Source organism: Streptomyces sp. NPDC001709 (assembly GCF_053596375.1).
Map to the genome: position 1 here is coordinate 236,961 of NZ_JBSFGB010000001.1, position 23,406 is coordinate 260,366.

At 71.4% G+C, this 23,406-nt stretch carries 26 protein-coding genes; 18 read left to right on the top strand and 8 right to left on the bottom strand.

Going from position 1 to position 23,406, the window contains the following annotated elements; genetic code table 11:
• Positions 1 to 190 precede the first annotated feature (190 nt).
• Positions 191 to 1,576 (top strand): transcriptional regulator, encoded by a 1,386-nt coding sequence (locus ACWC0C_RS01225; RefSeq protein WP_449200890.1) that lies wholly within the window; start codon positions 191 to 193, stop codon positions 1,574 to 1,576.
• Between the two features lie 210 nt (positions 1,577 to 1,786).
• A complete protein-coding gene (locus ACWC0C_RS01230) occupies positions 1,787 to 3,427 on the top strand; it encodes a hypothetical protein (RefSeq protein WP_450860684.1) in 1,641 nt (546 codons plus the stop codon).
• Between the two features lie 27 nt (positions 3,428 to 3,454).
• Here the strand turns inward: ACWC0C_RS01230 and ACWC0C_RS01235 are convergent, their stop codons facing one another.
• Complete coding sequence (locus tag ACWC0C_RS01235; protein WP_450860686.1) at positions 3,455 to 4,780, bottom strand: ABC transporter substrate-binding protein; 1,326 nt, start codon at positions 4,778 to 4,780, stop codon at positions 3,455 to 3,457.
• A 117-nt stretch (positions 4,781 to 4,897) separates the two neighbouring features.
• Between ACWC0C_RS01235 and ACWC0C_RS01240 the strand changes: the two genes are divergently transcribed.
• The gene (locus tag ACWC0C_RS01240) at positions 4,898 to 5,398 is read left to right on the top strand and encodes an SCO4402 family protein (RefSeq protein WP_449200893.1); all 501 of its coding nucleotides are present in this window, start codon (positions 4,898 to 4,900) and stop codon (positions 5,396 to 5,398) included.
• Between the two features lie 46 nt (positions 5,399 to 5,444).
• Positions 5,445 to 6,329, top strand: a complete 885-nt coding sequence (purU, locus tag ACWC0C_RS01245) for a formyltetrahydrofolate deformylase (RefSeq protein WP_450860687.1) — start codon at positions 5,445 to 5,447, stop codon at positions 6,327 to 6,329.
• A gap of 94 nt (positions 6,330 to 6,423) precedes the next feature.
• Here the strand turns inward: purU and ACWC0C_RS01250 are convergent, their stop codons facing one another.
• On the bottom strand, positions 6,424 to 7,845 hold the full coding sequence (locus ACWC0C_RS01250) for a maleylpyruvate isomerase N-terminal domain-containing protein (protein ID WP_450860688.1): 1,422 nt from the start codon (positions 7,843 to 7,845) through the stop codon (positions 6,424 to 6,426).
• Entirely contained in the window at positions 7,842 to 8,411 is a 570-nt protein-coding gene (locus ACWC0C_RS01255; protein WP_450860690.1) for a sigma-70 family RNA polymerase sigma factor, read from the bottom strand. The genes ACWC0C_RS01250 and ACWC0C_RS01255 overlap by 4 nt, the downstream gene beginning before the upstream one ends.
• 336 nt (positions 8,412 to 8,747) lie before the next feature.
• Between ACWC0C_RS01255 and ACWC0C_RS01260 the strand changes: the two genes are divergently transcribed.
• Together ACWC0C_RS01260 and ACWC0C_RS01265 are read left to right on the top strand one after the other, a co-directional pair.
• Positions 8,748 to 9,128 (top strand): STAS domain-containing protein, encoded by a 381-nt coding sequence (locus tag ACWC0C_RS01260; RefSeq protein ID WP_449200897.1) that lies wholly within the window; start codon positions 8,748 to 8,750, stop codon positions 9,126 to 9,128.
• Between the two features lie 174 nt (positions 9,129 to 9,302).
• Positions 9,303 to 9,815 (top strand): EF-hand domain-containing protein, encoded by a 513-nt coding sequence (locus ACWC0C_RS01265; RefSeq protein WP_450860691.1) that lies wholly within the window; start codon positions 9,303 to 9,305, stop codon positions 9,813 to 9,815.
• A gap of 5 nt (positions 9,816 to 9,820) precedes the next feature.
• Here the strand turns inward: ACWC0C_RS01265 and ACWC0C_RS01270 are convergent, their stop codons facing one another.
• From ACWC0C_RS01270 to ACWC0C_RS01280, 3 genes are read right to left on the bottom strand one after another with little or no spacing between them, the layout of a single operon-like run.
• Positions 9,821 to 10,099: a hypothetical protein gene (locus tag ACWC0C_RS01270; RefSeq protein WP_450860692.1), complete on the bottom strand. Its 279-nt coding sequence runs from the start codon at positions 10,097 to 10,099 to the stop codon at positions 9,821 to 9,823.
• A 53-nt stretch (positions 10,100 to 10,152) separates the two neighbouring features.
• Positions 10,153 to 10,410, bottom strand: coding sequence for a hypothetical protein (locus tag ACWC0C_RS01275; protein ID WP_450860694.1), 258 nt, complete (start codon positions 10,408 to 10,410; stop codon positions 10,153 to 10,155).
• Positions 10,407 to 10,700: a hypothetical protein gene (locus ACWC0C_RS01280; RefSeq protein ID WP_450860695.1), complete on the bottom strand. Its 294-nt coding sequence runs from the start codon at positions 10,698 to 10,700 to the stop codon at positions 10,407 to 10,409. Before ACWC0C_RS01280 ends, ACWC0C_RS01275 begins: the two co-directional genes overlap by 4 nt.
• A 157-nt stretch (positions 10,701 to 10,857) precedes the next feature.
• On the opposite strand from ACWC0C_RS01280, the gene ACWC0C_RS01285 reads away from it, so the two are divergent.
• From ACWC0C_RS01285 to ACWC0C_RS01315, 7 genes are all read left to right on the top strand, one after another.
• Positions 10,858 to 11,136 carry a GntR family transcriptional regulator gene (locus ACWC0C_RS01285; RefSeq protein WP_450860696.1) on the top strand — a complete coding sequence of 93 codons (279 nt, stop codon included), beginning with the start codon at positions 10,858 to 10,860 and terminating at the stop codon, positions 11,134 to 11,136.
• Positions 11,137 to 11,302: 166 nt separating this feature from the next.
• Complete coding sequence (locus tag ACWC0C_RS01290; RefSeq protein ID WP_450860698.1) at positions 11,303 to 12,040, top strand: DUF6879 family protein; 738 nt, start codon at positions 11,303 to 11,305, stop codon at positions 12,038 to 12,040.
• Positions 12,037 to 12,885 carry a helix-turn-helix domain-containing protein gene (locus ACWC0C_RS01295; protein ID WP_450860699.1) on the top strand — a complete coding sequence of 283 codons (849 nt, stop codon included), beginning with the start codon at positions 12,037 to 12,039 and terminating at the stop codon, positions 12,883 to 12,885. The genes ACWC0C_RS01290 and ACWC0C_RS01295 overlap by 4 nt, the downstream gene beginning before the upstream one ends.
• Before the next feature lie 86 nt (positions 12,886 to 12,971).
• Positions 12,972 to 13,439 (top strand): hypothetical protein, encoded by a 468-nt coding sequence (locus ACWC0C_RS01300; RefSeq protein WP_450860701.1) that lies wholly within the window; start codon positions 12,972 to 12,974, stop codon positions 13,437 to 13,439.
• Positions 13,436 to 13,774 (top strand): hypothetical protein, encoded by a 339-nt coding sequence (locus tag ACWC0C_RS01305; protein WP_450860702.1) that lies wholly within the window; start codon positions 13,436 to 13,438, stop codon positions 13,772 to 13,774. Before ACWC0C_RS01300 ends, ACWC0C_RS01305 begins: the two co-directional genes overlap by 4 nt.
• Before the next feature lie 672 nt (positions 13,775 to 14,446).
• A complete protein-coding gene (locus tag ACWC0C_RS01310) occupies positions 14,447 to 14,686 on the top strand; it encodes a hypothetical protein (protein ID WP_450860704.1) in 240 nt (79 codons plus the stop codon).
• Positions 14,687 to 14,702: 16 nt separating this feature from the next.
• Positions 14,703 to 14,828 carry a hypothetical protein gene (locus ACWC0C_RS01315; RefSeq protein WP_450860706.1) on the top strand — a complete coding sequence of 42 codons (126 nt, stop codon included), beginning with the start codon at positions 14,703 to 14,705 and terminating at the stop codon, positions 14,826 to 14,828.
• A gap of 137 nt (positions 14,829 to 14,965) precedes the next feature.
• Here the strand turns inward: ACWC0C_RS01315 and ACWC0C_RS01320 are convergent, their stop codons facing one another.
• Positions 14,966 to 16,525, bottom strand: a complete 1,560-nt coding sequence (locus tag ACWC0C_RS01320) for a class I adenylate-forming enzyme family protein (protein WP_450860707.1) — start codon at positions 16,523 to 16,525, stop codon at positions 14,966 to 14,968.
• Between the two features lie 91 nt (positions 16,526 to 16,616).
• On the opposite strand from ACWC0C_RS01320, the gene ACWC0C_RS01325 reads away from it, so the two are divergent.
• The 4 genes from ACWC0C_RS01325 (at position 16,617) to ACWC0C_RS01340 (ending at position 21,184) form a co-directional block, all read left to right on the top strand.
• Positions 16,617 to 17,819 (top strand): amidohydrolase family protein, encoded by a 1,203-nt coding sequence (locus ACWC0C_RS01325; RefSeq protein WP_450860709.1) that lies wholly within the window; start codon positions 16,617 to 16,619, stop codon positions 17,817 to 17,819.
• Entirely contained in the window at positions 17,819 to 18,952 is a 1,134-nt protein-coding gene (locus ACWC0C_RS01330; protein WP_450860710.1) for an acyl-CoA dehydrogenase family protein, read from the top strand. Before ACWC0C_RS01325 ends, ACWC0C_RS01330 begins: the two co-directional genes overlap by 1 nt.
• Positions 18,953 to 18,954: 2 nt before the next feature.
• Positions 18,955 to 20,127 carry an acyl-CoA dehydrogenase family protein gene (locus tag ACWC0C_RS01335; protein ID WP_450860711.1) on the top strand — a complete coding sequence of 391 codons (1,173 nt, stop codon included), beginning with the start codon at positions 18,955 to 18,957 and terminating at the stop codon, positions 20,125 to 20,127.
• Between the two features lie 553 nt (positions 20,128 to 20,680).
• The gene (locus ACWC0C_RS01340) at positions 20,681 to 21,184 is read left to right on the top strand and encodes an ATP-binding protein (protein WP_450861124.1); all 504 of its coding nucleotides are present in this window, start codon (positions 20,681 to 20,683) and stop codon (positions 21,182 to 21,184) included.
• 259 nt (positions 21,185 to 21,443) lie between these two features.
• On the opposite strand, the gene ACWC0C_RS01345 is transcribed toward ACWC0C_RS01340, so the two are convergent.
• Positions 21,444 to 22,370, bottom strand: a complete 927-nt coding sequence (locus tag ACWC0C_RS01345; protein ID WP_450860712.1) for a cyclase family protein — start codon at positions 22,368 to 22,370, stop codon at positions 21,444 to 21,446.
• Between the two features lie 86 nt (positions 22,371 to 22,456).
• Between ACWC0C_RS01345 and ACWC0C_RS01350 the strand changes: the two genes are divergently transcribed.
• The gene (locus ACWC0C_RS01350; RefSeq protein WP_450860714.1) at positions 22,457 to 23,368 is read left to right on the top strand and encodes an SDR family NAD(P)-dependent oxidoreductase; all 912 of its coding nucleotides are present in this window, start codon (positions 22,457 to 22,459) and stop codon (positions 23,366 to 23,368) included.
• Positions 23,369 to 23,406: the final 38 nt, after the last annotated feature.

Here is a 23,406-nt window from a genome sequence, read left to right on the forward strand (position 1 = left end):
GGGCGCATGGGTGCACAGGCGGGGGCGCGCGGGGGGAACCGGGGCGTGAGCTGGGTAGCCAGGGGTGGGGTTGGTAGCCGTCTGTACCCCGGCAAACCGCACATGTCACGCATTGACGGTATGTCAATTGGGCAGTGATCTTCCTGTCCTGATCGTCTGCTCCAGGGGATCGCACCGCAGGGGGTAGCACATGGCCGCAAGGCCTCTCGTGGCGAGGCAGCCGAACGAACGGCTGCAGGCACTCATCCAGGAAGCGGGGTGCTCGAACGCCGGGCTGGCCCGGCGGGTCAACATGTGCGGCGCCGAGCACGGCCTCGACCTGCGCTACGACAAGACGTCCGTGGCGCGCTGGCTGCGCGGACAGCAGCCGCGGGGCCGGGCACCGGCGATCATCGCGGAGGCGCTCGGGCGCAAGCTCGGCCGTACGGTCACGATCGACGAGATCGGCATGGCCAACGGCAAGAACCTCGCCTCGGGGGTCGGTCTCCAGTTCTCGCCGACGGTACTGGGGGCCATCGAGCAGGTCTGCGAGCTGTGGCGCAGCGACGTGGGCCGGCGGGACTTCCTGTCCGGCTCCTCCGTCGCCGCCTCCGCGCTGGTCGAGCCCAGCCGCGACTGGCTGATCTCGGCGCCGGACGCCCAGGTGGCCCGGCAGGCGGGCCCGCGCGTGGGCCAGGCCGACGTGGCGGCCGTACGGTCCATGACGCAGGCGCTGACCGACCTGGACCACCAGTTCGGCAGCGGGCACGTGCGCCCGGTGGTCGTGCACTACCTCAACAGCGTGGTCTCCGGGCTGCTCGCGGGCTCGTACCGGGAGACGGTCGGGCGGGAACTGTTCGCCACGGTGGCCCGGTTGACCGAGCTCGCCGGGTACATGGCGGTGGACACCGGCCAACCGGGGCTGGCCCAGCGGTACTACATCCAGTCGCTGCGGCTCGCGCAGGCCGCCGGGGACCGCGGGTACGGCGGTTACGTCCTGGCCGCGTCCATGAGCCACCTCGCCGCCCAGCTCGGAAACCCGCGTGAGATCGCCCAGTTGGCGCGGGCGGCGCAGGAGGGGGCGCGCGGGCATGTGACCCCGCGCGTGGAGGCCATGTTCCACGCGGCCGAGGCACGCGGGCACGCCCTGCTCGGCGACGTACGCGCGGCGCAGGCGTCCACCGGGCGCGCGGTGACGGCGATGGAGCAGGCGGACGACTCCTCCGGCGACGACCCGGTGTGGATTCGGCACTTCGACGAGGCGTATCTGGCCGACGAGTTGGCGCACTGCCACCGCGACCTCGGCCAGCCCGAGCAGGCGGCCCGCTACGCCGAGCAGTCGCTGGCCGGGCATCCCGAGTCCCGGGTCCGCCGGCGCGCCATCGGCTATGTGCTGCTCGCCACCGCCCAGGTGCAGCAGCGGGAGATCGAACAGGCCTGCGGCACCGGCACGAAGGCGGTGGAGCTGCTGGAGACGCTCCGGTCCAACCGGGGCGCCGAGTATCTGGAGGATCTCCAGCAGCGCCTGGAACCCTTCCGGGAGGAGGCCGTGGTACGGGAGTTCGGGGCGCGTCTCGATCTCCAGCAGGCCGCGTGAACACCGGTCCCGCGGTTGCGTGAACGTGCGGCGAACGGCACCTGGAGGCCCGAGGGGCGCGCGAGGGTGCCATATGTCAGCGCACCGCGGGACCGTTTTGTTACCGCTGTCACAGGGAAAAAGATCGCGCCCTGAGCTGCGTGGCACCCGGCTCGGGGGACCCGGTAGCGTGAGCCCGATTCACAAGGTCCCCCATTAGTAGGAGTCCCGGTGACGCAGAGTGGACAGAGCGAGGAGCCCTCGGCGCGGCCCGCGCGCGAAGGCATCGTGCTGCCCTCCGACGGAGGCGAGCCCTTGCTGCCGGGCATGACCGGCGCGCCCGCCCCCGCCGCCCCGGCAGGCGGGCAGGCCTGGGGCGGCTCCTGGGGGCCCGAGCAGCAGCCGTCCCAGCCGGGTCAGGGCTGGCCCCCGGCGGCGGCCCAGCAGTGGCACACGGACGCCCCGAACCACCAGCCGCCCGCCGCGAACCCCGGCCCGCTGCCCCCGGAGGGCGCCGCGGCCGCGTCGTACGGCGGCCAGAACTCGTCGTACGACCACCAGGGCGGCGGCTACGGCGCCGGTCAGCAGCCCGGGTACGGCACGGCACCCGAGCCGTACCACCAGCAGCACCAGCACCAGCAGCCGCAGCACCAGCCCCAGCAGTACCCGCAGCCGCCGGCCGGCGCCGCGCCGCTTCCGCTCGCCATGCCGGACGCGTACCCGGCGGCCGGAGCCCCGCTGCCCCCGGCGGCCGACGGCGCCACCCAGTACATACCGCCCGTCCCGGCGGGCCCCGCCGACGAGGGTGCCACGCAGTACATGCCGCCGGTCCCGGCCGCCCCCGCCGACGAGGGCGCGACCCAGTACATCCCGCCGGTGGCGCCCGGCGCGCTGCCGCCCGAGACGGGCGGCGAGGAGACCCGGTACCTCGGCCAGGTGCCCCAGCAGGCGGCGCCCGCGTCGTCCGACGCGGAGGCCACCCAGTACATCCCGCCCTTCGCCGCACCGGCACAGCCCCCGGCGCAGGGCGCGGACCGGCAGCCGTCGGACGGGTTCGACCACCTCTTCCGCGGTGGCCCGGCGGGCGGTGACGGCCCCGCCGGCGCCACCCAGCAACTGCCGCTGATGCGGCAGCCGGACGCCTACCCCGGCCCGGCGCAGCAGCCGTCGTACGGCGCGCAGCAGCCCTCGTACGGCGGATCGCAGCCGTCGTACGCCCCTGAGCACGACGACGACCGGCCCCGCACCCGCTCGCGGGTGCCGCTGATCGCCGCCATCGGTGTCGGCATCGTCGTCATCGGCGTGGGCGTCGGCGCGCTGCTCAGCGGTGGCGGCGGCAAGGACCAGGGCAACGACGGCAAGACGGTCGCGGCCGCGTCCCCGGCCCCCGGTCAGGGCTCCTCGCCGGCCGCCGACCCGGCCCGGCAGCAGGCGGTCGAACTGGACAGGCTGCTCGCCGACAGCGGCAGCAGCCGCGCCTCGGTGATCAAGGCGGTGGCCGACGTCAAGGGGTGCGACAACCTCGACCAGGCCGCCTCGAACCTGCGCGACGCGGCCAAGCAGCGGGGCGACCTGGTCACCCGGCTCGGCAAGCTGTCCGTCGACAAGCTGCCGGACAACGGCGCCCTCACCGCCTCGCTGACCAGGGCCTGGCAGGCCTCCGCCGCGGCCGACAACCACTACGCGGCCTGGGCCGACCAGGCCAAGAACCGCAAGGTCTGCCACAAGGGCCACGCCCGCCCCACCGGCGAGACCCAGGCCGGCAACCGGGCGAGCGGCACCGCCAGCGCGCAGAAGGTGAAGGCGGCCGCGCTGTGGAACGCGATCGCGCAGAAGTACGGCCTGACCCAGCGCCAGCCCACCCAGCTGTGAGGGACCCCGGGGACGCGCCGGCGGGCGTCACTGCACGTCGGCGCTCTCCAGCGTCCGGGTCATGTCGGTGGTCCCGTTGAGGCCGCCGACGCCCCTGCGGGCCGCGACCAGTCTGCCGTCCTGGACCACCTGGAGGGTGACGTCGGCGTTGACCATGCGCGGGAAGCCGACCGAGGCGAGCTTGCCCGAGTAGGTCCAGCGCAGGGCCGGGGTGAGGCCGCCGGTGGAGACTTGCAGGCCGTTGTCGAGGGTGCGCCGCACGGTGTCGGCGCTCACCTCGCCCGGGCCGATCTTGTCCAGCGCGGCCTTCAGCACGGTGTAGGCGATCCAGGTGGTCTGCACTCCGGCGTCCGCGGGGTCGATGCGGTTGTCGCCGAAGGCCTCCTCGTTGATCACCTTCTTCATCGGGTCCCACCGCCCGTCCGACGCCGGCGGATACCAGCCGGTGATGTACGCCCCCTCGTACGGCCCCGACGCCCCGCCCGTGGCGTTGATCACGGTCTGGTCGACGCTGCCCAGCACGGTCCCGAGCCGTACCTCGGGGAAGTTCTCGCGGGCCCGCCGGAAGGAGTCCATGAAGGTGTCGGTGCGGTCCCCGAGCGAGGGGACCACGCAGCCCTTCTTCGGCCCGCCCGCGGTGGCGTTCCGCAGCGCCTTGTCGGCCTGGTCGCCGTACTCGGTGGAGTCCTCCGCGGCGAGCAGGTCGCCCGCCTTCGCGTGCCCGCCCGCCTTCAGCCCGGAGTCGAGCAACACGGGCAGCTCGTCGCCGGCGATGGTGTCGGGGCGGACCAGGGAGATGTTGCCGCAGGCGGCCGCGAGGGCCTTGCCGAGACCGGCCAGCAGCGCGGGCTGCCCGCCGTTGACCGGGTACGACAGCTGGCCGGTGAACTCGTCGTTGGTGACGCCGTAGCCGCCGATGTAGGGGATCCCGGCGCCTTCCAGCGGGGCGGAGTAGGAGTCGGTGAACTGGCTGTAGGAGCCGACGACCGCGACCACGTTCTCGTCGGCCGCGTACCGGGCGCACTTGGCGGCGCCCACGCTGTCGTTGTGGTCGTTGCAGGTCAGCACCTGGAGCTTGCGGCCGCCCAGGCCGCCGTGCGCGTTGATCCACCTGGCGTAGGCGAGGGCCATCGCGGGCATGCCGGGCTTGTTGGTGGCGTCGGTGTCCTGCGGGGCCCAGGTCATGACCTTGACCGGGTCATCCCCGGAGCCCCCCGTGGCACCGGGGATGACCCCGCATCCGGCGGTGAGCGACGCACAGAGGGCCACGGCACCCGCGGACAGCGCGGTGGCTCTGCCGGGGCGGAGGGGCGAGTGGAGGAAAGTACGAAAGGTGCGTCGCCTGCCGGTCATGCTCCCGCACGATTCCCTCACACCACTAACCGGCCGGTGACCCTGAGTCAACGAAGGGTGACATCGAGGTGAATTACAGGGGGCGGTGAGGCCAGTGTGACGGGGAACGTACGATCGATGACCGTGCAAGGTTCGGAGAACTCTTCCCGTCGTGGCCGTCGCTCCTCCACCATGGGCGGCATGCCCCTAAGCGACATGCCGTGGTGGCGCTGGCGCAGCAATGTGCGCTCGGCGCTGCACATGCTCTCCGACCCGGTGTTCCAGCGGGACGTCTGGCTGGCCGGCGTGGACGGGTACGGCGACGTCACCGACGCCGTCTACCGACTGGTGGAGGACACCTGGCTGGACAACTGGTCCGCCGAGAAGTACGTCGGCACGATCTTCCGTGACTCGCAGGAGGCGGCGCTCGTGGACACCGCCGTACTGCGGGTGCTGCGGATCATGCACCAGGTCGGCCCGGACGCACCGGTCGCCGTGTACCTCGACCACCAGGGGTGGCCGGACGCGGTGCGGGCGGCGCGGGACGCGCACGTGCGCCTCGCGGCGAGCGACGGCGAGGATCCCGACACTCCGCCGCGGACCCTGGAAGTGCTGCGCATCATGACGAGGTCCGCGTAGCGGACCACAGCGCCGGGGGCGGTCCGGACGTGAGAACCTGTAGTGCATGACCGAGCAGTCCGCGGCTGCCGCCGCCGCACCAGCCGACCAGTACGTCCTCACCCTGTTCTGCCCCGACAAGCAGGGCATCGTGCACGCCGTGTCGAGCTACCTCTTCATGACCGGCTGCAACATCGAGGACAGCCAGCAGTTCGGCGACCACGACACGGGCCTGTTCTTCATGCGCGTCCACTTCTCGGCCGAGGCGCCGGTGACGGTGGAGAAGCTGCGGGCGAGCTTCGCGGCGGTCGGTGACTCCTTCCAGATGGACTGGCAGATCAACCGGGCCGACGCGAAGATGCGGATCCTGCTGCTGGTCAGCAAGTTCGGGCACTGTCTGAACGACCTGCTGTTCCGGGCCCGGATCGGCGCGCTGCCGGTGGAGATCGTGGGCGTGGTCTCGAACCACACCGACTTCGAGGAGCTGGTCGGCTCCTACAACATCCCCTTCCACCACATTCCGGTGACGAAGGAGACGAAGGCGGAAGCCGAGGCGAAGCTGCTGGAGATCGTGCGCGAGGAGGGCGTCGAACTGGTCGTCCTCGCCCGCTATATGCAGGTCCTCTCGGACGACCTGTGCAAGCAGCTCAGCGGCCGGATCATCAACATCCACCACTCCTTCCTGCCGAGCTTCAAGGGCGCGAAGCCGTATCACCAGGCTCATGCCAGGGGGGTCAAGCTCATCGGGGCGACCGCGCACTATGTGACCGCCGATCTGGACGAGGGGCCGATCATCGAGCAGGAGGTCGAGCGGGTCGGGCATGGCGTCACGCCGGACCAGCTGGTCGCGATCGGGCGTGACGTCGAGTGCCAGGCGCTGGCGCGGGCCGTGAAGTGGCATGCGGAGCGGCGCATTCTGCTCAACGGGCGCCGTACGGTGGTGTTCGCCTAGCAGCTCGGGGCGCGCGTCGTCCGGCGGCTGCGGGTGTGTGGGGGCCGACAAGCCACGACGCACCGGCAGCCGCCCGCGAAACCGCGACCCACCCCTACAGTCGGCTCAAGCCCGCCGTCGCGAACAGCACATCCCTGATCGCCTCCCGGTCACCGGCCTGCCCCACCGCCGCCTCCTCCGGAGGAACACGGCCGGCGGCCAGCTTGCAGAACTCCACGTCGTCCAGCGCGACATGAGCCACCTCGTGCTCGGCGGAGCCCACCGCCGCCGGAGAGTCCAGCGGGATCAGCCACTCGCCGCCGCCGGAGCCCTCGATCTCCAGCCGCAGGCTGCGGCCGGGCCCGCCGGCCAGGCTCAGGTGGCGGCCACGAGCCGGTGACGCCAGCCCGGTCCGCCGGCGCCTGGCCAGCGCGGCGGGCAGCGTGCGGACCGTGAGGTCGATCATCTTGTGCAGGTGGCGCGGCGCGGGCGCCGGGTAGGGATAGTCCACCGCGTCCGCGATGTCCTCGGCGTGCACCCAGCACTCGAAGGCCCGGTCCAGCATCGCGTCGTGCAGCGGCAGTTCGAAGTCGCCGTACGACACCGAGAGTCCGCCCGCGTGGCCGCCGGTGAAGGACACCGTCCGCACCAGGCCGTGGCTCTGCTCCCGCCAGGGCGCCCGCACCGAGCGGGTCGGCGGGAAGTGGGAGGTCCGCCAGAACGCCTCGGTGCGCTCGGCCGGTCCCCTCGCCTGCCGCTCCTTGGCGCCCGCGACCTCGGCTTGCGGATCCTCCAGGCCGAGCGCGACCGCGACCAGCCCGTCCACGGACAGCAGATGTGCGATCACCCCGGCCACGGTCGTACGACGGCTCCGTGCCGTGTCGGCCTCGTACCACCGCAGCCGCACCGGCGCATGCCACTCCGCGTCCCCGAAGTCCTGCAACAGGGCGTCCAGCCGCGCGGTCTCGGCGTCGTACGCCGCCGCCCATTCGGGGACCGGGATGCGCGGTGGCCGGCGCTCCAGGCAGCTCTCCAGGACGCGGGTGCGCAGCCCCGGGTCCAGGTCGAGGCTCTCCGGCTGGTGCAGCAGGCCGACCGCCTCGCGCAGTCGGCGGGCCTCGTCGGCGCAGCTTCCGCACGAGCCCAGGTGGTCCTCGACGGCCGCCGTCTCCGCCGCGGAGCAGGCGGCCAGCGCCCAGGCGCCGAGGAGCGATTTCAGGACGTCGTGCGGCAGGTCGAGCGGCGCGGGCGCGAGATCGCCGCCCAGGTCGGTGAGATCGGGCAGCGGAAGCGCACCGTCCTCGACGGAGGCGCGGGGCGTGGGTATGCGCGGCGGCCGGTCCGGCTCGGGCTCGCCGGTCCCCTGGGAACCCTGTCCCGAGCCACCACCGGCGCCCCCGCCGTCCTCCTCGTACGCGTCGTACGCCTCGTGCGACCGCCCCTCGTGCTCCTCTTCTCCCCGGTGCTCTCCCTCGTACTCTCCCTCGTGCTCTCCCTCGTGCTCGTCGTGTGCCTCGAACCGTCCGGCTCCGCTCACCCCGCACCCCCGTATCCCGGCGGTGTCCCGGCGTCGTGGGCGGTGGAGAGCAGTTGCAGGCCGAGGCGGAGCCGGCGGCGGGCCTCGTCCTCGGTGACGCCGAGGTCGACGGCGGTCTGGTGGTAGTCGCGGCGCTGGAAGTAGGCCAGGTCGAGGGCGGCGCGCAGCGGGGCGGGCATGGAGTGGACGATGTAGTCGGCGCGGGCGGCGACGGAGGCGCGGCGGACCGTGCGCTCCAGATCCGCCATGGAGCCGCCGCCCTGTGGCAGCGCGGCGGTCTCGCTGTCGCGCAGCCGCTGCACGGCGAGCCGGTGGGTCACCCCGGCGACCCAGGTACGCAGGGGGCCCTTCTTGGGGTCGTAGGTCTCGGGGTGTTCCCAGAGGTGGGCGAAGACCTCGCGGGTGAGGGTGTCGGCGGCCTTCTCGTCGCCGAGGACGCGGTGGGCGAGGCCGTGCACCAGTGAGGCGAAGCGGTCGTACAGCTCGCCCAGGGCGGCGGCCTCACCGCGAGCGAGCCGCTGCTGCATCCTGCGGTCCCAGCGGGGTGGTACGTCCTTGCCGGCCATGCGGTCCCCTCCCCTCACCCGTGTCCGGTCCGTCCAGCGTCTCTGTGCCGTCTTCCCGAATGTAGTCGGCACCTCGGACGGTGCACGCCCCTTTGTGTCAATGTGCGCCCCCCGAAGCGCCGCAGGTGATAGTGCCCCCTCCACATAACCTTCACACAATGCGTGTGCATCTCTGATCGAACAGGATCGATAGTGACCAAAACAAGCCCCTTGTCGATCACGTCTAGTTTGCTGCGCGACGTTTCAGGGAACGGCCGCTGGGCAGCCGCGCGGAAGCAAACGTAGGAACTGCTTCCGTTTCCGGGCGGTTCCGGGAGTTCCGGCGAGCGGAGGGGCATGGCCGTGGCATTCAACGTGACCGGCGTCGAGCAGGGCGAGTGGGCCGTGCTCCGGGTGTCCGGGGAACTGGACCTGATGACCTCGCCCGTCCTGCGGCAACGTGTGCACGACGTCGTCGCCGAGGGGCACCACAGCCTGGTCGTGGACCTCTCCGACGTGTTCTTCTGCGACTCCAGCGGGGTCGGCGTCCTCGTCGCCGCCCGCAGACTGATCCGCTCCTGTCAGGGCCGGCTCCGGCTGATCCTGCCCGACCGGGGCGCCGACGACGGCTCGCACGTCAACCGGGTCCTCGGCGCGCTGGGCGTGCGCCGCCTCTTCGACGTACGCCCCGATCTCGATGCGGCGACGACGGACGAGGCGGACCCGCTCTCCGCCTGAACGACGGGCCGGTCTTTGCGACACGGCCACACTGTTGTCGCAGAATTCCCCCAGTCCTGGCACAGTCGCCGCATTACCGCCATCCGCCGACCACCCGCGCCGTACGCTCCCTGCCAGGTGCCTCACGCACCCGCGAGACGCACGAGACGTACACGTAAGGCGGCCCGAACAGACATGGTCAGTACCGAGTACGAGCGCAGGATCGCCGCCCGGTTCGCCACCTTCGACCAGGACGGCAACGGCTGGATCGACCGCGAGGACTTCAGCGCGGCGGCCAAGGCGCTCCTCGCCGAGTTCGACGTGACCGCCCGCTCCGACAAGGGGCAGGCGCTGTACGCCGGCGCGGAGGCGTTCTGGCAGGGCATGGCCGGCATCGCGGACCGCGACGGCGACCAGCGCATCACCCGTGAGGAGTTCGTCTCCGGCGCGGTCAAGCGCCTGCGCGACAACCCCGAACGCTTCGCCGAGATCGCCCGCCCCTTCCTGCACGCGGCCCTCGCGGTGGCGGACACCGACGGGGACGGCCGGGCCACGGTCGCGGACACCGCACGCGTGCTGCGGGTGTTCCACGTGCCGGAGGAGATCGCCCGGGCGACGGCCACCGCGCTGGACACGGACGGCGACGGCATGGTGGGCGAGCCGGAGATCGTCCCGGCGTTCGCGCGGTACTTCACCGTCCCCGAGTAGCCCTCTCAGCGGCGCCAGTCGTCCGGCAGCTTCCTGCGCCTCGGGCCCCACAGCCGGTCCCCCCGGGGCCAGTTCGGAAAGAGGAACGGCCGCCAGGACCGGGGCACGACGGCCAGCACCACGCCGCCGACCGCCACCACCGCGCCGGCCGAGGCGCCCATGACACACACGCGGCTCAGCCAGACATGGTGATGACCGTCCGCCCAGGCACCGAGCAGAGCCGCACCGACGAACAGAGCGGCACCAGGGAGCGCGGCGAGTGCGTAGCGAATGCGGGGGCGCATGGGTGCAGCATGACGGCCGCCTTTGAACGGCGCACCCGTTTCGCGCCGTACAACTACTCCACGCCCTCCACGATCAGGCCGACACAGTCGCCGAGCGCCGCGTGCAAGGGCGCCACGAACGCGGCAAGTTCTGCGTCGGACGCGTTCCCCGCATCCAGTACGGCGCCTACGACGGCGAGCAGCGCGGCGGCGGACTTGAGTGCGTGGGCGTCGGCCAGTGCCTCGAGGTAACCGCCGGGGCGTGTGACCGAGTAGGTCTCCTTGCCGGTGGCCGGGTCGATGCCGAGGCTGCGCAGGCGCGACGCGCTCATACGGAGACCTCCAGCGGGACGACATAGTCCTGGCCCATCGTCGCCAGCACGGCAGCCCGGCGCCGTTCGCGTTGAAGAAAGCGGCGCTCGAGTTCATCGCGTTCGCGCTCCCAGAGGGTGACGTACGGCCGGACGAGGGGCTGGCCGTCCGCGAGGAGAACGGGCACGGGCGGCCTGTTGGGCCTGGGCGGCGGAACCAGCGGGCCGGGGGGAGCGGGCGGTGGGGCGGCGCGGTGGGCGCCCTTGGAAGGCAGGAAGAGACGCAGGATCACGGTCAGTAGGCTGCGCATCAGGTCGACTCCAGTTCAGTCGGCTCAGCCTCGGCGTGGAAGCTCTCACCCTTCCCGTCGAGGCGCTTCATTACGTCAATGGTATCTACTTGTATCGCTACGACGCGATACGTATCCCAAGGAGCGCAGATCAATCTCGTTGCCTAGCGTCGACTGCATGAATCCTGACGCTGAGATCGATCACGGCGCGCCACTGACTCCGTACCGGCAACTGGCGGAGATCCTTCGCGCGCAGATCCGGCGCGGTGACTGGCAGCCGGGCCGGATGCTGCCGAGCGAGGCTCAGCTCGTGCAGCGGTACGGGATCGCGCGTACGACCGTCCGGCGGGGGCTTGCCCTACTGGCCGAAGAAGGCTGGGTGTTCACCGTCCCCCAGCGAGGATGGTTCGTCGCCGACCCGTTGCCACCGACAGAGGAAGAGGCATCAGCTTCCTGAATCAGACCAGCTCACGGGCTATCTGAGGGCCTTCTGTCGCCTCGCTGGTGGGATTGCGCGCAACCGCGACTACGGGGCCGGAGCGCGCAATCTGCCGCAATCCTCGGGCGCGCTTGAGCCGTCCCGCGCATTCTGGGAGCCCAACCACCCGGACGCGGAGCGCGAGATGGCGCTCAGGTTCATCGGCACGACCAGCGACGAAGGCGACTGCCCCACCCTGTACGAGATCGTGGGAACGGACGAGATCCTCGTCCAGGGCGACCGCGAGACCGACCCCGAGCACCTGGTGCAGCTGCGGGACGTGAAGCCGTCCGAGACGTTCGTCCGCGTCCCCCGCAGTCTGCTCACCCGGTACGCTACGCGCGCCGATGCGCCGCAGCTGCAGCCGTTCTCGGCGATCTCCCATCTATTCCGCGGGTTCCGGCACACCGCGTGGCGGCTGGAGACCCGCCGCGGGTATGCCTCCGACCGGCGCAGCCCGAAGTGGGCGCGCTGGCAGGCCGGCGAGGGCATTGCCACCGAGGCGAGCTCGTGGCTGGGGAACGTCGCCGAGCAGACGGCCGCAGGGAAGCGGTTCGAGCGCGTCCGCCTGGTCGATGACCCGCCCACCGACGGGCAGCGGTTCCTTCTCGCCAGCGCGCCGGGCAACGTGGCCGCGGGTGAGGACATCCGTAACCTCACCCGCGCGCAGGCCGAGCATCTACGGCTGCCGGACTACGACTTCTGGCTGTTCGACTCCAAGATCGTGGCCCGGTTCGCATTCGACGAGAACGACACCACCCTCGGCGTGTACGTCACCGAGGACCCTGCCGAGGTACTCGCCGCCTGCCAGGCCAGGGACGCTGCCTGGCACCATGCTGTGCCTACGCAGGAGTTCGCGCGGCAGGTAGCTTCGACTGCGTGACCACCGACTTCCAGACGGCTCGCGAAGCCCTCGGCGCCCGGCTGCGCGAGCTACGCACCGAGGCCGGGCTGGAAGGCAAAGAACTGGCCGCGCGCCTCGACTGGCAGACCTCGAAGGTCAGCCGCATGCAGAACGGCAAGCAGACCCCGACCCGCGACGACCTGAGCGCGTGGGTGCACGCCCTCAACCGGCCGGAAGCCGAGGCTGAACTGCACGGCCTGCTTGCCGGGCTGGACATGAAGCAGCGCAACCGGTCATGGCGCAAGCAGCTCGCCGGCGGATTCCGCGGCCGGCAGGAGATCGCCGTACGCCTGACCGAGAACACGAAGCAGATCCGCGGCCTCGAGGTCTCCCGGATACCGGGCCTGTTCCAGACGCCGGAGTACGCACGCGCCGTTTTCGACTCGCTCGCCGAATTCCGGGGGATCCCCGCGACGACCGACGCGGCCGTTGAGAAGCGGATGCGCAGGCAAGAGGCCCTGTACGACCCGGAGAAGACGTTCCGATTCGTCCTCTGTGAGGCCGCGCTCTATCACCGCCCGTGCCCCGTCGACGTGATGGCCGAGCAACTGGACCGCCTCTATAACCTCATCGGGCAGAAGCGCGTCGAACTCGGGATCATCCCGTTCGGCGCGCAGCTGCGTCGCACCGCCCCGCATGCGTTCTGGATCTACGACCGACGCCTTGTCATCGTTGAGACGATCAGCGAGGAACTGTGGCTGACCGGTGACGAGGACGTTGAACTGTACGAACGGGCCTGGCAGTGGCTCAGCGAGTCCGCCGAGTACGGTGCCCCGGCGCGGCGTCTGGTAGGCCGTGCACGGGCCTCGCTGGACCTCTCGTAGGCAATCCGCCGCAACGCCTTCAACAAGCCGCGCAATCACGCGCATTCAGCGAGCAGGCCCGCAATCGCCCTGCATACGGTCGGGGCATGGCTCACCCGATGCGCTCCGCCGCACTGTACGAGGCCGGGGATACGTGGCTCGCTGAATGCAGCGAACACCCGGCCGTCGTCCGCGCGGCATGGGATCAGCAGACCCTCGCCCCCATCGCCTCCGGCGAACACTGGGCCGTCGCCGAGTCCAGACTCACACAGGGGTGGCCAGCGGCCTCCAGGATCCGTAACTCCTCGCCGCACGGCCCCGTCCTCGCCGACCCCGACGCCAACAAGATGTTCTGGCTGGTGGCACTGGGCGCTGCCGAGGAACTCGCCGACGTCCGCCATCTGGCCGTGCACCCTGCGGGCTGGCTGCTGCCTTGCCCGCCTACGGGTCGGCAGGTGGACGGCCGGTTCTGGCTGTGGCGCCCCGACGGATCGGGCCACCTCAACGACCCTGCGCTCATCGCCGCCGCATTCGGGCCCGGCGGCCACCTGCCCGAAGCGGAGGCCGGCGCATGACGACCGCCGAGACCAGAGCCCTGGTCGGCATCCCGATCGATCTCCTGCCGCTCATCCTGTTGCCGCCGCTGGAAGTCCTACCGGACGCCAGGGCGCGCGGCGCCGAGTGCGTGTGGGGCGGCGAGCGGTTGTCCACCGCGACGGCCATCGACCTCGGCGAGCGCGAAACCGACGGGGGCCACTGGTTCCCACGCGCCTGCCGGCCCTGCACGCGGCGCGCCGTCCTGGCCACGCGCAATGACCATCCCGGTCGGTGCGAGCAGTGCACCGACGACGCCGACCTCTGCGAGACCCGCCGTGCTTTGCACGCCCTGGCCCTGGAACTGCGCCGATGAACTGCTCACGCTGCACCAAGCCGTTCCGCCCCGGCGAGCCGACCGAGGAAATCCAGAACCATGGCGCGACTGCCGCCGGCGGCTCCGTCGTCGTGCACGCGCGACTCTGCCGCCGCGCTCCCCAACAGACAGCACCGACGCGTCGCTGATGCTCCCGCTCCCGGCGCGCCGACGCGCCGGGCACGGGCTGGACTCCAGCGGGCTCCCCAACGGCGAACCGGGAGCAAGGCATTGCGCTGGAGGCCGCCTGACGCCGGGCCACCCCGTCCCGGCGGCAATCACCCCAGGAAGACGAGCTACTCACCGAGCCCGGACCGGCGAATCCCATGAAGACCACCGGCCCGGGCTGCCATCCCATCCGCAACCAGCGAAGGAGACGCCCGTGAGCGTACCCCTGCCGGGCCCCGGCCCCATGCCGCCGCCTGGACCCGATCCCAAGCCGCCGGCCCTCGCCCGGATGCTCATCACCGACGAGCGGTTCACCTCCTGCCGCAAGACGGTGATGGATGCCAACCCCGACATGTCGGAGGACATGACTGGCCGGATCGTCGAGGAGGCTCTGAAGTTCGTGGCCGCCTGCTCGGCGAACCCGGGCGTCGGCCTGGCGCCGTCGCGGATCGTGGACGAAGGCTGGCACGCGCTGGTCCTGCACACCGCCATGTACGCCGACCTGTGCGAGCGGCTCGAAGGAGCCCGTTCGTCCACCACTATCCCGGCTGGGACCCGACGAATTACGACCCGCGGATCCTGGACCGCACCCGCGAGAAGATCGCCGAGCTCGGCTGGACCGCGGACCCGGAGCTGTGGGGGCCGCCGTCGGACGAAACCCTCGTCTCGGTCGCGGCGAAGTGCCAGCACGCACCGGAGTGCACCATCAGGCCCATGCCGACTCCGCAGCCTCCCGTAGCCTGACGGCGGAGGTGTGAGCATGGCTGAGTGGATCGACCCGCGGTACGTGGACCTGGTGGCGGCGTGGCGACGCGCGCAGCAGCCGGAGTCCCGTGACCCGCAGCCGCAGCCAGTAAGGGGATTCATCATCCCGTCGAAGGAGTGACGGCAGGGCCGCGGCCACCTCGCCGCGTCTTGGCGGCCGCATCCTGACACCGTCCACTGCAAGCACACGATGCGCAACGCAGTGGGCGGGACGGCCCGCCCCGTTGGAGGACCGGAAACCTCCGGCGGGGCCCGGTCCTACGGATCAGAAGGCCGCCGAGCAGCCTGCGGGACCGGTCCCGAGAACCGCTCCCGCAGCTTGTACTTCAGTACCTTCCGCAGCGTGTCGTTCCGGGGCAGCGCCTCCACCACCTCCAGTCGTTCCGGCAGCTTGTGCACGGAGAGGCCCGAGGAGCGCAGGTACGAGAGGATCGCCGGGAGGGTCAACTCCGCGGCCTCCGGAGACGGTTCGACGACCGCGCACACCAGTTCCCCGCGCTCCGCGTCCGGCAGGCCGATCACCGCCGCGTCCGCTACCGCCGGGTGTGCGGCGAGCAGGTCCTCGATCTCCTTGGCCGAGATGTTCTCGCCCTTGCGGATGATGACGTCCTTCAGGCGGCCGGTGAGGACCAGGTGGCCGGAGGTCGTCACATGGCCCAGGTCGCCGGTGCGGAGGAAGCCGTCGGGGTCGAAGGCGGCGGCGGTCTGGGCGGGGTCCAGGTAGCCCTGGCAGACGGCCTCGCCGCGGAGGCGTACCTCGCCGTCGACGATCCGGATCTCCATTCCGGCCGGGGGGCGGCCCTCGGTCGTCGCCAGGTGGTCGGGGGTGTCCTCCGGGTCGCCCATGGTGATCATCGGGACCTCGGTCATGCCGTAGCCATGGGTGAGCTGGACGCCCATCTCGCGGACCACCGAGTGGTAGACCTCGGGCGGTTTGGGCGCGCCGCCGCCCGCGAGCAGCCGCAGGGAGGGGATCACCTTCTCGCCCGGCCGTTTGCGCTGCTCGGCCAGGAACATCGAGTAGAACGCCGTGGAGCCGCCGGCCACCGTCACCCCGTGCCGCCGGTACTCCGCCAGCGCGTCCGGCAGCGCGAAGTGCTCGAACATCAGCGCCGGGAAGCCGTAGAGCAGGAGCATCACCAGGTAGTCCGGGCCGCCTATGTGGGCGTACGGGAAGGCGATCGAGCCCACGTCGCCGGCCGTCAGCCTCAGCGCATGCGCCAGGCAGGAGCCGCCCGCGATCAGGGAACGGTCGGTGTGCAGCACGCCCTTGGGGTCGGAGGTCGTGCCCGAGGTCCAGTAGATCCAGCGGACCGAGGTGCCCTCGGTGGGGGGAGTGGGGAGGACGGACGGGTCGCCGTCGGGGAGGGTGTCGTACGCCTCGAAGATGCCCTTCGCGCCCAGGCGGCGGGCCATCTCCAGGTGGTCGTGGCCGCGCCAGACGCCCGGGACCGCGAAGAACTCCGCCTTGGACTCGCGCAGCGCGAAGCCGACCTCCCGGTCCCGGTAGAAGGGGATCACCGGGGACTGTACGGCGCCCAGGCGGGCCAGCGCGAAGGACAGCAGGGCGGTCTCGATACGGGTGGGCAGCTGCCAGGCGACCACCGTGCCGGGGCGCACGCCCATGTCGTACAGGCCGGCCGCCACCCGCTCGGCACGCGCGCGCAGTTCGCCGAAGGTGAGCGTGCGGTCCTCCTGGAGCAGGACCGGGCGCTCGGGGGTGAGGGCCGCTCGGCGGGCGACCAGGTCCCACAGGGTGCGCGCGGAACTCAGGGCGTGGGGGGTGTCCGGCCTCGGGGAGTGCGGGGTCTCGTTCACGTATGCCCCCTGACTGGCTTGGCTGACGAACCGTCAGGTGTCATGCTATCTGACGGAGCATCAGATGACTGCTGTCCGGCGGAGGGGAATCATGGCCAGCGAACTGCCCCGCATCATCAGCGTCGACGACCATGTGATCGAGCCCGCCCACCTCTTCGAGACCTGGCTGCCGGCCAGGTACCGGGACCGGGGGCCCAAACCGCTGACCGCCGGGATCGGGGAACTGGCCTACGTCGGCGGCAAGTACCAGATCACCATGGACCCGGCCGGTCAGCCGACGGACTGGTGGATCTACGAGGACCTGAAGTTCCCGTACAAGCGCAACATCGCCGCCGTCGGCTTCGACCGGGACGAGATGACCCTGGAGGGGATCACGAGGGAGCAGATGCGCCCGGGGTGCTGGGACCCCGTCGAGCGCCTGAAGGACATGGACCTCAACCACGTCGAGGCCAGCCTCTGCTTCCCGACCTTCCCCCGCTTCTGCGGGCAGACCTTCGCCGAGGCGCACGACAAGGAGGTCGCCCTCGCCTGTGTGCGCGCCTACAACGACTGGATGGTGGAGGAGTGGTGCGGGGACAGCGGGGGGCGGCTGATCCCGCTGTGCCTGATCCCGCTGTGGGACGTCCAACTCGCGGTCGCGGAGATCCGGCGGAACGCGGAGCGCGGCGTCCGGGCGGTGACGTTCTCCGAGATCCCCACCCACCTCGGGCTCCCCTCCATCCACTCCGGCTACTGGGACCCCTTCTTCGCCGTCTGCCAGGAGACCGGGACCGTCGTCAACATGCACATCGGCTCCAGCTCCCAGATGCCGGCCGCCTCCCCGGACGCCCCGCCCGCCGTCCAGGCCTCGCTGAGCTTCAACAACGCGATGGCCTCCATGATGGACTACCTCTTCAGCGGGGTCCTGGTGAAGTTCCCGCAGCTCAAACTGGCCTACTCCGAAGGGCAGATGGGCTGGGTGCCGTACGCCCTGGAACGCGCCGACGACGTGTGGGAGGAGCACCGCGCCTGGGGCGGGGTCCGGGACCTGATCCCGGAGCCGCCGTCGACGTACTACTACCGGCAGATCTTCTGCTGCTTCTTCCGCGACAAGCACGGGGTCGCCTCGCTGGACGTGGTGGGGCGGGACAACGCCACCTTCGAGACCGACTACCCGCACGTCGACTCGACCTTCCCGCACACCAAGGAGGTCGCCCTCGACCATGTGAAGGGCCTGGACGAGGAGACCGTCTACAAGCTGATGCGAGGCAACGCCATCCGCATGCTCGGCCTCGACCTGGACCTGGACCGCTAGTGGACCTCTCCTGCACGCCCGAGGAAGAGCAGTTCCGGGCCCGGCTGCGGGAGTGGCTCGCCAAGGTGCTGCCCACGCTGCCGCCGAAGCCGTCCCCCGACGACTGGCCCGCGCGCAGGGCCTACGACCTGGGCTGGCAGCGGATGCTGTACGACGCCGGGTACGCCGACGTCCACTGGGACGCCTCGCCGACCACCCGGCTGATCTTCCTGGAGGAGACGGAGAAGGCGGGCGCACCCTATGTGGGGGCGGGTTTCGTCGGGCTGCTGCACGCCGGCCCGACGATCGCCGCCGAGGGCACTCCCGCGCAGCGGGCGCGCTGGCTGCCGCCGATCCTGCGCGGCGAGGAGGTGTGGTGCCAGGGATTCAGCGAGCCGGACGCGGGCTCCGACCTCGCCGCGCTGCGCACGCGCGCGTGGCGCGACGGAGACGACTACGTGGTCACCGGGTCCAAGATCTGGACCTCGCACGCCGAGGTCGCCGACTGGTGCGAACTGCTGGTCCGCACGGACCCGCAGGCACCCAAGCACCGGGGCATCACCTGGCTGGCCCTGCCCATGGACGCCGCCGGCATCACGGTACGGCCACTGCGTACGCTCGCCGGGTCGGCGGAGTTCGCCGAGGTGTTCCTGGACGAGGTCCGGGTACCGGCCGCGAACCGGGTCGGGGCGGAGAACGACGGCTGGCGCGTGACGATGGTGACCCTGTCCTTCGAACGCGGCACGGCCTTCGTCGGCGAGGTGGTGGCCTGCCGCCGGGTGCTGCGTGAACTGGCGGGTGCGGCACGGGCGAACGGCCGCTGGGACGACCCCGCACTGCGTCGCCGGCTGGGCCGTCTGGAGGCGGAGTTCCGGGCGCTGTGGCGGTTGACCCAGTGGAACGTGAGCGAGGCGGAGGCGAGCGGCGGGGTGCCCGGCGTCGGCGGCTCGGTGTTCAAACTCCGCTACTCACACGCCCGTCAGGAGCTGTACGACACCGCAGCCGACGTACTCGGCCCGACCGGCCTCGACCTGGACCGCCCCTGGGTCCTGGACCGCCTGTCCTCCCTGTCGTACACCATCGCCGCGGGCACGTCGCAGATCCAGCGGAACATCGTTGCCGAGCGGATTCTGGGGCTGCCGAAGGGAAGATGAGCGTGCGTTTTCAACTCACCGAAGACCAGCTGGCGTTGAAGGCCGGTGTGCGGGAGCTGCTGGACCGGCGGTTCGGGCGGGACGCGTTGCGGGCGGCCGTCGACGCGCCGGGGCGACTCGACCGGGAGCTGTGGCGGGCGCTCGGCGACGCCGGGTTCTTCGCCCTGCGCCTGCCCGAGGCGCACGGCGGCGTCGGACTGGGGCTTCCGGAGGCGGTCCTGGTCTTCGAGGAAGCGGGGCGGGCGCTGCTGCCGGGTCCTCTGGTCGCCACGCATCTCGCAGCCGGGAGCGTGCCGGGCGCGGCCACGGGGGAGACGGTGGTGGCCGCCGTCGACGGGAAACTGGTGGAGTGGCTGGCCGCGGCGGACGTGGTGCGAGGCGAGGCGGCGAAGGCCGTACCACTGCGCTCGCTGGACCCCCTCACACCGCTGCACCGAATCCCCACGGCCTGCGCCGCCGCCCCAACTGCAGGAAGCGACTCCGCCGCAGCGGCGGGCAGTTGTGCCGTTGGGTCGGCGCCCATCCAGCAGTCGGCGTCCGCCGCAGCTGCGGGCAGTCGTGCCGCTGAGGCTGCGCCCACCCGGCAGTCGGCGTCCGCCGCAGCCGCCGGCAGTCGTACCGCTGGGGCGGTGGCCGTCCCCCAGGAAGCGGGACCCCGTCAGCGTGGGCAAGCGGCCCACCCCCCGGCCTGCAGCGGCACCGGCGCCCAGGATCCCGACGGCACCCACACCGGCGCAGCAGATCCCGTCGGCACCCGCACTCCCGACCCCGTGGCCCGCCTCCTCACCGCCGCGGAGCAGCTCGGCACCGCCGTGCGGGTACAGGAGCTGGCCGTGCAACACGCCCGGACACGCGAGCAGTTCGGGCAGCCCATCGGCGCCTTCCAAGCCGTCAAGCACCTGTGCGCCGACCTCCTGGTGCGCGCCGAGACCGCCCGGGTCGCCGTCTACGCCGCTGCCGTCACCGGAGACCCGGCCGACATCGCCGCCGCCCGCCTGCTCGCCGACGAGGCCGCCGTACGCGGCGCCCGTGACTGCCTCCAGGTGCACGGCGGCATGGGGTTCACCTGGGAGGCGGACGTGCACCTGCACCTGAAGCGAGCCTGGGTCAGGGCCCAGCGTGGCGGCGGGAGTACGGAGAGTGAGGAACTCCTCGCCGCGCGACTCGTGGCCTGACGCGTCGACTCCGCCCTGGACTGCACCAACGACAAAGCCTTGGCCCACGATGTCGCGGATCGTGGCATACCGGTATCACGGAGCGTCGATACCGGGTTGTGTCCTTCGGGCGACTCGTCACGGCCCGGAGTCGGGTGTCCCCTCCGGTACCTTGTGTGGGATGCGAGTGGCTGCGAGCACGAGCCGGGCCGACGGTGTCCCTGAGGTGATGCCGGGTCGCGCGGTGCGCGTCGCTGCTCGCGGGGCGGTAGCGGCTCCGGTCGTCGCCTGTTCGACTCCCCGGCACGAGCGTCGCACAGTATGCCTTAGGCGTACTCCTTCGCGCTGGAATATGCCCGAAGCGCTTGTTGGGGTGACTGTACGTCAACCATGCTGTCGCGTAAGGGAATCACGTTCGGTGACCCTTGCTCTGGCCGTTGTCCTGGCCATGCAGAAAATGGCTACGATCGTGGCCCTCGTGATCGTCGACGCGGCTTCGCCAGTCGCGTCGGCCGTCTGGCGCGGGGTCATGTGTCCGCCGGTTCGGATGGTGTGAGCGGTGCAGGTGCTTCAAGTGCAGCTGGAGATCCGGCCCGATCCCACGGAGGTGGGACGGGCGAGGAGGTGGGCCCGCTCGCGGCTCCCCGGGCTCGGGATAGCGGCCGACGAGCCGCTGGCCGAGACCCTGATCCTGCTCGTCTCCGAGCTGGTCACCAACGCCGTGGTGCACACCGGTCACACGGCCGTGCTGCGGCTGTCCCTGCCGGGCGCGGAGCCCGAGGCGGCGACCGAGGAGCCCGAGCGGGTGCCGGTGCCCGCGGCGGTCACGGTGCGCGTCGAGGTGGCCGACAACAGCTCCCGCGCCCCCGTGCCGCGTTGCGCCGGCGGTGACGCCACCGGGGGCCGCGGCCTGGCCCTCGTGGACTGCCTGGCCGATCGCTGGGGCTGGAGCCCGGAAGGTGCCGGCAAGAGCATCTGGTGCGAACTGGACCGCTGTTCGAAGCCGGGGGAGAGAGCGGATATGGCGTACGGGGGCGGTCTGCCCGCGTACGAGGGTCTCGCCTTCGAGGCGGTGTAGGACCCGGCGCGGTGGTGCGCCGGGGGTGCATCCGTGCGCGGGTGCCGCGAACAGGGCGTACGTAACAAATACCCGTATCGGCGTTGACGACCCGTCACTGCCTGAACACGCTTGTGGGCGACGATTCGCCGCGAGGGGACGGCGAGGGCCGGGGTGACGGCGGCCCTCGCCGAGTGTGGGTCGCACCCGGTGGGCGGCGCGTGCGCGCGACGGTGGGGGAGACGCGCCGCCGGCCGGTCCAACGGTCCGTGCGGGGCCCTCAGAGGACGGCCACGGGTGCCACCGGCGTCCCCGTCGCACCGACGAACGGCTCCGGCATCGCCGACAGCAGGAACGTGTACCGCCCCTCTTCTCCACAGGCTGTGGACAACTTTTCGAGATTCCAGTTCTGCCCCTGGAGCATCCCCATCTCCACCAGGTCCAGGGCGTGCACGGGCAACCAGAGATTCTCCGACTCGGGCGGAAATATCTCAAAAGTGAGCGTGTCGTTGGCGACCGCCGCCACATCGCGCGCGTGGAACCACTCCGGCGTGCGGATGGACAGCCCCGGCGACGGATAGCCGTACCCGTGCTTGTCCCCGGCCAGATACACCTGCACCTGCCCGGTCCGCACCAGCACGATGTCCCCGGCGCGGACCCGGACGCCGCCGAACTCCTCGGCCGCCTCCAGGTCCTCCGGCGTGACCGCGTGGCCCCCCGCCAGCCGGTCCACACCACGCGCGCGGGCCACGTCCAGCAGCACCCCGCGCGAGACGATGTGCCGCGCCTTGTCGATCCCGCCGAACTCGGCGCCGCCGTGCGCGGTCACCGTGTGGGCGGGGCGGCCGTTGTAGAGCTTCCCGGAGTGCGAGACATGGGTGAGCGCGTCCCAGTGGGTGCCCGCCTGCAGCCCCATGGTCACCGCGTCGTCGCTGCACGCCACCGTGCCCGGCCCGAACAGCTCCTGGTTGATCTGCACCATCGCGTGCAGCGGGTTGACCCGCCCGGGGATCATGCCCGTCTGCACCCCGTCCTGGTGGAGGGGGAGGGCGAGGGGCACACGCCGCCCGGTGCGGACGCAGGCGGCGGCCTCCCGGACGACCTCGTCGCCGATCAGGTTCAGCGTGCCGATCTCGTCGTCGATGCCCCAACGCCCCCAGTTGTTCACGCGTTTGGCGATCTCGTGGAACTCCTCCGGCAGTGCCATCCGGTGCCTCCCCGGGGCTTGTGTCCGCGCATCCGACGCGCCTTAAAATCTAACGGACCGTCAGAAACTGCGGGAAGGGGCCGGACGTGGGGAACTTCTTGACAGGAAAGGTCGTCGCCGTGACCGGCGCCGGACGCGGTATCGGCCGGGCGGTCGCGCGGGCGGCCGCCGCCGAGGGGGCGAAGGTCGTCGTCAACGACTACGGCGTCTCCATGGACGGCGCCTCGCCCACGAGCGAGGTCGCCGAGGCCGTCGTCAAGGAGATCGAGGCGGCGGGCGGGGACGCTGTCGCGGTGGCCGACGACATCTCCACGATGCCGGGCGGGCAACGGGTCGTGGACACGGCCCTGTCGTCGTACGGCCGTCTCGACGGGGTCGTGTGCGTGGCCGGGATCCTGCGCGAGCGGATGCTGTTCAACATGACCGAGGAGGAGTGGGACCCGGTGATCGCCACCCACCTCAAGGGCACGTTCACCGTGTTCCGGGCGGCCTCCGCCGTCATGCGCAAGCAGCGCTCCGGCACCCTGATCGGCTTCACCAGCGGCAATCACCAGGGCTCCGTGTCCCAGGCCAACTACAGCGCGGCGAAGGGCGGGATCATCTCGCTCGTCCGCAGTGCGGCTCTCGGCCTGCACAAGTACGGGGTGAGCGCGAACGCGGTGGCGCCGGTGGCTCGTACGCGGATGTCGGCGAACGTCCCCATGGAGCTGACGGAGATCGGCGAGCCGGAGGACGTCGCCGCGCTGGTGGTGTACCTGCTGTCCGACGGGGCTGCTGCGCAGGGCGTCACCGGGCAGGTGTACACCGTCGCGGGGCCGAAGATCGCGGTGTGGGCGCAGCCGCGTGAACTCCGTTCGGTTTACGGGGAGGGGCCCTGGACTCCGGAGCGGATCGCCGAGTTGCTGCCGGGGTCGGTGGGGGTGGATCCGATGCCGATGCTGTCCCAGCTTTTGGCGATGGAAGAGGCGGCACGGAGTGGTACTCGGCCGAACGCCTAATGGGTCGGGGTGCGTTGTGGTCCGGCGGCTGCGGGTGC